The following is an 8,227-nucleotide window of genomic DNA, read 5'->3' as shown; positions in this document are numbered from 1 at the left end:
AACCAGCCGCAGCTTCATCAGCTCGAACGGCTTGACGTCGGCAACGAGCTCGACGCCGGCGGTGGCAAGGTCGGGCCGGCCGGCCGTGAAACGATCCTCGACCACCCATTGCGTGAACGGCTCGGTCATCACGGGCCAGGCGTCGCGCATGCCGAGTGCGTTCGCGACCGCATCGCGGTCGCTATCCGTCGTCTCCGGCACGATGCGGTCGACCATGGTCGAGGGAAAAGCGGCATTGTCCGCGATCCACTTGCCGAGTTCCCTGGAGCGGAGCGCGGCGAACTGCGTCACGATGCGCTGCACGGTGTGGCCGTTGGCGGCGAGATTGTCGCAGCACATCACTGTGAAGGGCGGTGCGCCTAGCGCGCGCCGGCGTGCCAGCGCCGCGACGATGAAGCCGGGCGCCGAGCGCGGCGCGTCGAAATTGTTGAGATCGTGCACGATGTCAGGATGCCGTTCATCGAGATCGCCGGTCTGCGGCGTGTGGCAATAGCCTTTCTCGGTGACCGTCAGCGAGACGATGCGAATGGCGGGATCGACCATCCGCTCGACCAGCGCCGCCGGCTTCTCGCGCGCGACGACGCTGTCGAGCAGCGCGCCGATCACGCGGTGCTCGGTGCCCTCGGCGGCACGCACGGCAACGGTGTAGAGATGATCCTGCGGGGCGAGGGCGTCGCGCGTATCCGGGCTGCGCAGGCTGGCGCCGACGATGCCCCAGGACGAGCTGCCGCTGGCAAGGCAATCGTCGATGACGACGGCCTGATGCGCGCGATGAAAGGCGCCGAGGCCGAGATGCACGATGCCGGGCGTGATGCGCGAACGGTCGTAGGCCGGGCGGCGGACGGCCGGCGGCAACCGGTCGAGATTGGCGCTGCCAAGACGCACGGAACCTGGGCGCATGGACGTCTCCCCTTGCTTTGCCGCTGCTTGACATGGCGCCTGGATCAGGTCAATGCTCCGGTCAATTGGTAAGACCAATTTTCCAAAATTGGCGGGCCGCGGGTCGAAATGCCTCGCGCGACCCTTTCGGGAGGACCAGCGTGCCGCTGGAAGCTGTGGAGGCGAGACGGCTTTATCGCCAGGTCGCCGATCAATTGCGGAGCCTGATCGACAGCGGCGAGTACGCGGTCGGCAGCCGCTTGCCGACCGAGCGCGAGCTCGCCGAGCAGCTCAAGGTGTCCAGGCCGACCGTGCGCGAAGCCTTGATTGCGCTCGAGGTCGAGGGGCGCCTGCGCATCCGTGTCGGCTCCGGCATCTATGTGATCGAGCCCGCCGCCATCGCCGCGCCCGCAGCCGCCTCCGTCATCGAGGGCCCGTTCGAGCTGCTGCGCGCCCGCGAATTCCTCGAAAGCGCCATCGCCGAACAGGCTGCGCGCGTCGCGACCAAAGACGACATCGCCCGCATCGATGCCTCGCTCCTCGCAATGGAGAATGTCGAGCATCCCGGCGAAGCCTCGATGGTGCATGACCGCGCGTTCCACGTCGCGATCGCCGGCAGCCTCGGCAATGCCGTTCTGGTGCGCGTCGTCGGCGAGCTGTTCGACCAGCGCCTCAATCCCTATTTCGCGCAGCTCGCGCATTATTTCGAGAGCCCGGGCACCTGGCGCACCGCGCTCGACGAGCATCGCGCCGTGCGCGAGGCGATCGCGGCGCATGATCCGGACGCCGCGCGCGAAGCGATGCGCGCGCATCTGGCGCGCTCGCAGGAGCGCTTTGCGCAGAATTTCGGCGCCGAGAACGCGGCAGGATCATCTTCGGGGCGGGGCCGGACGGCGCGAGCACCGGCAAAGCCATCGAAACCGAAACCGGCGCCGAAGAAGAAGCAGGCCGGAGGCGGCAGCGCGCGGCGGCGATGAGATTGTACGGCCCGCTTCCAGCCGGGGCGGGTGAACAAGAAGCAGACTTGAACGATGGAGGAAAAGCCGATGTTGAAGAAAATGACGATTGCAGCAGTGATGTCCGCCGCCACGCTGTTGGCGGCCACCCAGGCCAGCGTGGCGCAGACCAAGCTCAAATGGGCCCATGTCTACGAGACCTCGGAGCCGTTCCACACCGCTTCGGTCTGGGCCGCGCAGGAGATCGGCAAGCGCACCAACGGGCGCTATGCGATCGACGTCTATCCGGCCTCGCAGCTCGGCAAGGAAGCCGACATCAACCAGGGCCTCTCGCTCGGCTCGGTCGACGTCATCATCTCCGGCTCGAGCTTCGCGGCCAAGAGCTTCCCGCCGATCGGGGTGACCTACTATCCCTACACCTTCCGCGATGCCGATCATCTGCTCGCCTACACCAAGAGCGACATCTTCAAGGAGCTCGCCAAGGGCTATGAGGACAAGAGCGGCCACCACATCGTCGCGGTCACCTATTACGGCGTGCGCCAGACCTCGTCGAACAAGCCGATCAAGACTTGCGCGGACCTCAAGGGCCTGAAGATGCGCGTGCCCGACGTGCCGGCCTATCTCGCGATGCCGCGCGCCTGCGGCGCCAACACCGCGCCGATCGCCTTCGCGGAAGTCTACCTCGCGCTCCAGAACGGCACCGTCGAGGCGCAGGAGAACCCGCTGACCACGATCGAAGCCAAGAAGTTCTACGAGGTGCAGAAGCACATCGTGCTGACCGGCCACATCGTCGATCACCTCAACACGGTGGTCGCTGGCGCGCTGTGGAAGAAGCTCTCCGACGAGGACAAGAAGATCTTCACCGACGTCGCCCAGGAGGCTGCCGCCAAGGCGACCGCGGAGATCAAGCAGAACGAGGCCAAGCTGGTCGCCTTCTTCAAGGAGAAGGGCTTGAGCGTGACCGAGGTGGACAAGAACGAGTTCCGCGACACCGTGCTGAAGAACGTCGCCTTCGAGACCTTCGGCTATCGCAAGGCCGACTGGGAAAAGATCCAGGCGGTGAAGTGACGACGTAGTCGTCATCCCGGGGCGGCTCGAAGAGCCGAGCCCGGGATCTCGAGGTTCCGGGTCTGGTGCTAACGCACCATCCCGGAACGACGGAGCCAGTTTGAGGAGTCCCCCCATGTCCACCGCCGAAATACACCGGCAGATCACCGCGGACGAGATCGCCCATACCTTCGAGGAGGAGGCGACGCCGAAGGTCGACCTCGGCATCTACGCGTTCGAGGACTGGGTGGCGCTCGCGATCTTCTGGGTGATGGCGCTCGCCGTCTTCCTCCAGTTCTTCACGCGCTACGTGCTCAACGACAGCTATGCCTGGACCGAGGAGATCGCGACCTATTGCCTGATCGGCGTCGTCTTCATCGGCGCCTCGATGTGCGTGCGGCTGTCGCGGCACATCCAGGTCGACCTCCTCTACCGCTATTTGCCCCACCTCGTGGCGCGCGCGCTGTCGACGGTGATCGACCTGATCCGGATCGCCTTTTTCGGCTACGCCATCAAGCTGGTCTGGGTCTACATCCAGATCATCGGCGACGAGCAGATGACCACGATCAATCTTCCCAAGGACTACGTCTACTACGCCGTCCTGGCCGGCTTCGTGCTGATGTTCGTGCGCTCGGTGCAGGTGGCCATACAACATTTGCGACAGGGTTATTCGATCCTCGAACGTCCCGGCGCCTACGACGGTTTTGAAGGGTAATCCCATGTTGCTGCTGCTTGGAGGCTTCCTCATCCTGATGCTGCTCGGCGTTCCCGTGGCGATTGCCATGGCCGCGTCGTCGCTGCTCTACATCCTGGTCAGCGGCGTGACGCCCGACGTCACGCTGGCGCAGCGCATGATCGCCGGCGTCGAGAGCTTTCCGCTGCTCGCGGTGCCGTTCTTCATCCTGGCCGGCAACCTCATGAACATCGCCGGCGTCACCGGGCGCATCTACAAATTCGCCGTCGCGCTGGTCGGCTGGATGCGCGGCGGCCTCGGCCACGTCAACATCATCGGCTCGGTGATCTTCTCCGGCATGTCCGGCACCGCGATCGCGGATGCCGCCGGTCTCGGCACCATCGAGATCAAGGCGATGAAGGACCACGGCTACTCCACCGAGTTCTCGGTCGGCGTCACCGCGGCCTCCGCGACGCTCGGCCCGATCATCCCGCCGTCGCTGCCCTTCGTGATCTACGGCATGATGGCGAACGTCTCGATCGGCGCGCTGTTCCTCGGCGGCGTCATTCCCGGCATCGTCATGACGCTGCTGATGATGGCGACCGTCACTTATTTCGCGCACAAGAACAAATGGGGCAGCGACACGCCGTTCTCCTGGCCGCAGCTCGGCTCGGCCGGCCTCGAGATCGCCATCGTGCTGGCGTTCCCGATGGCGATCTGGCTGATGGTGCTCGCGGGCATGTCGGTCAACATGGCCGTCGTCATCGGCCTCGGCACGCTGCTCATCATCGACTGGTATTTCGACTTCTCGGCGGTGATGGCGCTGATGGCGCCGGTGATCCTGATCGGCGGCATGACGCTCGGCTGGTTCACGCCGACGGAAGCCGCGGTTGCCGCCGTGATCTGGTCGCTGTTCCTCGGCCTCGTCCGCTACCGCACCATGACCTTGAAGACCGTGGCGAAGGCGACGTTCGACACCATCGAGACCACGGCCTCGGTGCTGTTCATCGTCACGGCGGCCTCGATCTTCGCCTGGCTGCTGACGGTGTCGCAGGCCGCCCAGATGCTGTCGGACTGGATGCTCAGCATCACTCACAACAAATGGGTGTTCCTGGCGCTCGCCAACGTGCTGATCCTGTTCGTCGGCTGCTTCATCGACACCACGGCGGCGATCACCATCCTGGTGCCGATCCTGCTGCCGATCGTGCTCAAGCTCGGTATCGACCCGATCCATTTCGGCCTGATCATGACGCTGAACCTGATGATCGGCCTGTTGCATCCGCCGCTCGGCATGGTGCTGTTCGTGCTCGCCCGCGTGGCCAAACTCTCGGTCGAGCGCACCACGGTCGCGATCCTGCCCTGGCTGGTGCCGCTGATGCTGGCGTTGATCGCGATCACCTACATCCCCGAACTGACCCTCTGGCTGCCAAAATACATGGGACTCTCCAAATGACCTCCACCGCTCTCGCCGCAACCCTGTTCGGTCCCGAAGATCTGCGCATGGTCGAGCATCCGCTCGACAAGCTCGCAGACGGCATGGTGCGCATCCGCTTCGGCGCCGGCGGCATCTGCGGTTCGGACATGCACTATTTCCGCCATGCCCGGACTGGCGATTTCGTGGTGAAGTCGCCACTGGTGCTCGGCCACGAGATATCGGGCGAAGTCGTGGAGATCTCCGGCTCCGCTGCCAATCTGAAGGTCGGCGACCGCGTCGCGGTCAACCCGTCGCGCTGGTGCGGCCATTGCGTCGCCTGCCGCGAGGGCCGGCCGAATCTGTGCGAGAACATCTACTTCATGGGCTCGGCCTCGAAGACGCCGCACATGCAGGGCGGCTTCGCCAACTATTTCGACGCGGTCCCCGCGCAGTGCGTGAAGATTCCCGATCACGTGTCCTATCAGGCCGCAGCGCTCGCCGAGCCGCTCGCGGTCTGCCTGCACGCGGTCGCGCGCGCCGGCAATATCGAGGGCAGGCGCGGCATCATCTTCGGCGCCGGCCCGATCGGGCTGTTGACCATGCTCGCCGCGCATCGCGCCGGGATGGCCGACATCACGGTCGCCGACATCGCGCCGGCACCGCTCGCCTTCGCGACCAAGCTCGGCGCTTCGCATGTGGAGAATGTCTCGGGCGGTGAGGAAGGACTGAAGGCGCAGGCTGCGTCGCGTCCCTATGACGTTGCGTTCGAGGTCTCGGGCACGGCCGCGGGCCTTGCGAGCGCCATCGGCATCGTCAGGCGCGGGGGCATCGTGGTGCAGATCGGCAATCTGCCCGGCGGCCAGATCCCGACGCCGTCGAATGCGGTGATGGCCAAGGAGATCGACCTGCGCGGTTCGTTCCGTTTCGGCTTCGAGTTCATGACGGCGGTGGAACTGATTTCCTCCGGCGGCATCGACGTGCTGTCGCTGGTGACCGCCGAGCGGCCGCTCTCGACCGCGCCCGATGCGCTGCGGCTGGCGCTCGATCGCTCGCAGAGCGTCAAGGTCGTGCTGACCGCGAACTGATCTTGTTTTGACGCGTTTTCTTCACGCGAACCGGTATCCACTTCGCTCGAAAACGCTTTAGGAGATATCCATGATGCTGCAGGGTTGGCGCTGGTACGGTCCCGATGATCCCGTGTCCTTGGATGACGTCAGGCAGGCCGGGGCGACGGATATCGTCTCGGCGCTGCATCAGGTGCCGATCGGCGAGGCCTGGACCCGAAAGGCGGTCGAGGAGCGCAAGAACTTCATCGAGAACGGCCAGCCCGGCCGCTCGCAGCTGACCTGGTCGGTGGTGGAATCGATTCCGATCCCCGACGACGTCAAGCGGCTCGGCGGCAAGGCGACCAAGTCGATCGAGGCCTGGATCGCCAGCCTAGAAGCTGTCGCGGCCTCCGGCATCAAGATCATCTGCTACAATTTCATGCCCGTGGTCGATTGGTGTCGCACCGACCTCGAATGGGAGATGCCGAACGGCGCCCGCGCCATGCGCTTCGACCAGGACCGCTTTGCTGCGTTCGAGCTGCATATCCTCAAGCGCCCGGCTGCCGCACAGGACTATTCGCTCGAGCAGCAGGCGCGCGCGAAAAAGCTGTTCGACCAGATGAGCCAGGCCGACATCGATTATCTCGTCATGGTGATCGCCAGCGCGCTGCCCGGCTCGACCACCGAGCCGATGACCATTCCGCAATTCCGCGACCGGCTCGAGACCTATCGCGACATCACGCCAAATATCCTGCGGCAGCATCTCGCCGAATTCCTCGCGCGCGTGACGCCGGTGGCTGAGCAGCTCGGGGTGTCCTTGACCCTGCATCCGGACGATCCGCCGCGCCCGTTGTTCGGCCTGCCGCGCATTGCGTCGAGTGCCGACGACTATCAGGCGCTGTTCGACGCCGTGCCGTCCAAGGCCAACGGCATCTGCCTGTGCACCGGCTCGCTCGGCGTGCGCGCGGAAAACAATCTGCCTGAAATGGCCGAGCGCTTCGGCCCCCGCATCGCCTTTGCCCATCTGCGCGCAACCAAGCGCGAGGCCGACGGCCTGTCGTTCTACGAATCCGATCATCTCGACGGCGACGTCGACATGGTCGCGGTGCTCAAGGCGCTGCTGAAGGAGAACGCCACGCGTTCGCCGGACAAGAGAATCGTGTTCCGCCCCGATCACGGCCATCGCATGCTGGACGACCTCGCGGCAACCAAGCGCACCAACCCCGGCTACACCGCGATCGGCCGCCTGCGCGGCCTCGCCGAGCTCCGCGGCGCGATCCGCGCGATCGAGCATCGGTGATAGAGGCGGGGCTCGGCGACGGCCGACATCGCATCACCCGATGGCGAAATCGGCCGCCGTCTCGGCGTGAATGGCCGTGGTGTCGAACGTCTCCACCGTTGTGTCATCAGGGCCGACCAGCATCGTGATCTCGGTGCAGCCGAGGATGATGCACTCGGCGCCGGCGGCGACCAGCGCTGCCATCACGTCCTGGTAGCGGCGGCGCGAGGGATCGGCGACGATGCCGAGGCACAGCTCCTCGTAAATGATGCGGTTCACGTCGGCGCGCGCCTCAGTGGGAGGAACCAGCACGTCGAGATCATGCGCGCGCAGCCGGTCGATATAAAAGTCCTCCTCCATCGTGAACTTGGTGCCAAGCAGCCCGACCCGCCGATAACCTTTCGCCCGGATCCGCTGCGCCGTCGCGTCGCCAAGGTGGATGAACGGAACGGTCACGCTGGAGATGATGTCGGGCGCCAGCTTGTGCATCGTGTTCGTGCACAGCACGATCGCCCGCGCGCCAGCGCCTTCGAGACGCCGCGCGACCTCCGCGAGGCTGGCCGCCGCCTCGCTCCAGCGGCCCGTATACTGCATCTGCTTGATCACCTCGAAATCGTAGGAGTAGATCAGCAGCGGAGCCGAATGCAGCTTGCCCATGCGGTCGCGGACCCGCTCATTGATGAGCTTGTAGTAGAGCGCCGTGCTCTCCCAGCTCATGCCCCCGATCAGACCGATGGTTTGCATTCCGGTATCCTCGACGATGTGGTTCGGCCGGATCGTAAACGAAGACGTCGCAGCGCGGTAGCCATCGCTTGATTGCGGCCTAATGCACCGTCAGACCTGACCATCTCAGCGCTCATCCGGGCCATCGTGGCTGTGTCGCCTTCTGTCAATCCACAAGCGCAAAAATATTCCACTTTACCGAAATTCGGT

Annotated in this window: 8 protein-coding genes; 6 read left to right on the top strand and 2 right to left on the bottom strand. The window is 65.0% G+C overall.

Annotated features, from left to right (window positions below):
- Positions 1-900: mannitol dehydrogenase family protein (locus tag IC66_RS0129940; protein ID WP_193375322.1), on the bottom strand; the 900-nt coding region annotated here is incomplete at its 3' end.
- A 140-nt stretch (positions 901-1,040) separates the two neighbouring features.
- On the opposite strand from IC66_RS0129940, the gene IC66_RS0129935 reads away from it, so the two are divergent.
- From IC66_RS0129935 to uxuA, 6 genes are all read left to right on the top strand, one after another.
- Complete coding sequence (locus IC66_RS0129935) at positions 1,041-1,856, top strand: FadR/GntR family transcriptional regulator (RefSeq protein WP_038950135.1); 816 nt, start codon at positions 1,041-1,043, stop codon at positions 1,854-1,856.
- Between the two features lie 81 nt (positions 1,857-1,937).
- The gene (locus IC66_RS0129930; RefSeq protein WP_390887164.1) at positions 1,938-2,903 is read left to right on the top strand and encodes a sialic acid TRAP transporter substrate-binding protein SiaP; all 966 of its coding nucleotides are present in this window, start codon (positions 1,938-1,940) and stop codon (positions 2,901-2,903) included.
- Between the two features lie 115 nt (positions 2,904-3,018).
- Positions 3,019-3,597, top strand: coding sequence for a TRAP transporter small permease (locus tag IC66_RS0129925; protein WP_038950133.1), 579 nt, complete (start codon positions 3,019-3,021; stop codon positions 3,595-3,597).
- Between the two features lie 4 nt (positions 3,598-3,601).
- The gene (locus tag IC66_RS0129920) at positions 3,602-5,008 is read left to right on the top strand and encodes a TRAP transporter large permease (RefSeq protein WP_028145709.1); all 1,407 of its coding nucleotides are present in this window, start codon (positions 3,602-3,604) and stop codon (positions 5,006-5,008) included.
- Positions 5,005-6,054: an L-idonate 5-dehydrogenase gene (locus IC66_RS0129915; protein WP_038950131.1), complete on the top strand. Its 1,050-nt coding sequence runs from the start codon at positions 5,005-5,007 to the stop codon at positions 6,052-6,054. Before IC66_RS0129920 ends, IC66_RS0129915 begins: the two co-directional genes overlap by 4 nt.
- A 70-nt stretch (positions 6,055-6,124) precedes the next feature.
- On the top strand, positions 6,125-7,315 hold the full coding sequence (gene uxuA, locus IC66_RS0129910) for a mannonate dehydratase (RefSeq protein WP_081494279.1): 1,191 nt from the start codon (positions 6,125-6,127) through the stop codon (positions 7,313-7,315).
- A 33-nt stretch (positions 7,316-7,348) separates the two neighbouring features.
- On the opposite strand, the gene IC66_RS0129905 is transcribed toward uxuA, so the two are convergent.
- Positions 7,349-8,038, bottom strand: a complete 690-nt coding sequence (locus IC66_RS0129905) for an aspartate/glutamate racemase family protein (protein ID WP_038950129.1) — start codon at positions 8,036-8,038, stop codon at positions 7,349-7,351.
- Positions 8,039-8,227: the final 189 nt, after the last annotated feature.

Origin of the sequence: Bradyrhizobium genomosp. III (assembly GCF_000261705.1) — a bacterium.
GTDB lineage: Bacteria > Pseudomonadota > Alphaproteobacteria > Rhizobiales > Xanthobacteraceae > Bradyrhizobium > Bradyrhizobium ottawaense.
The sequence above is the reverse complement of the archived record's forward strand: the minus strand, read 5'-3'. Positions and strand labels throughout refer to the sequence as shown.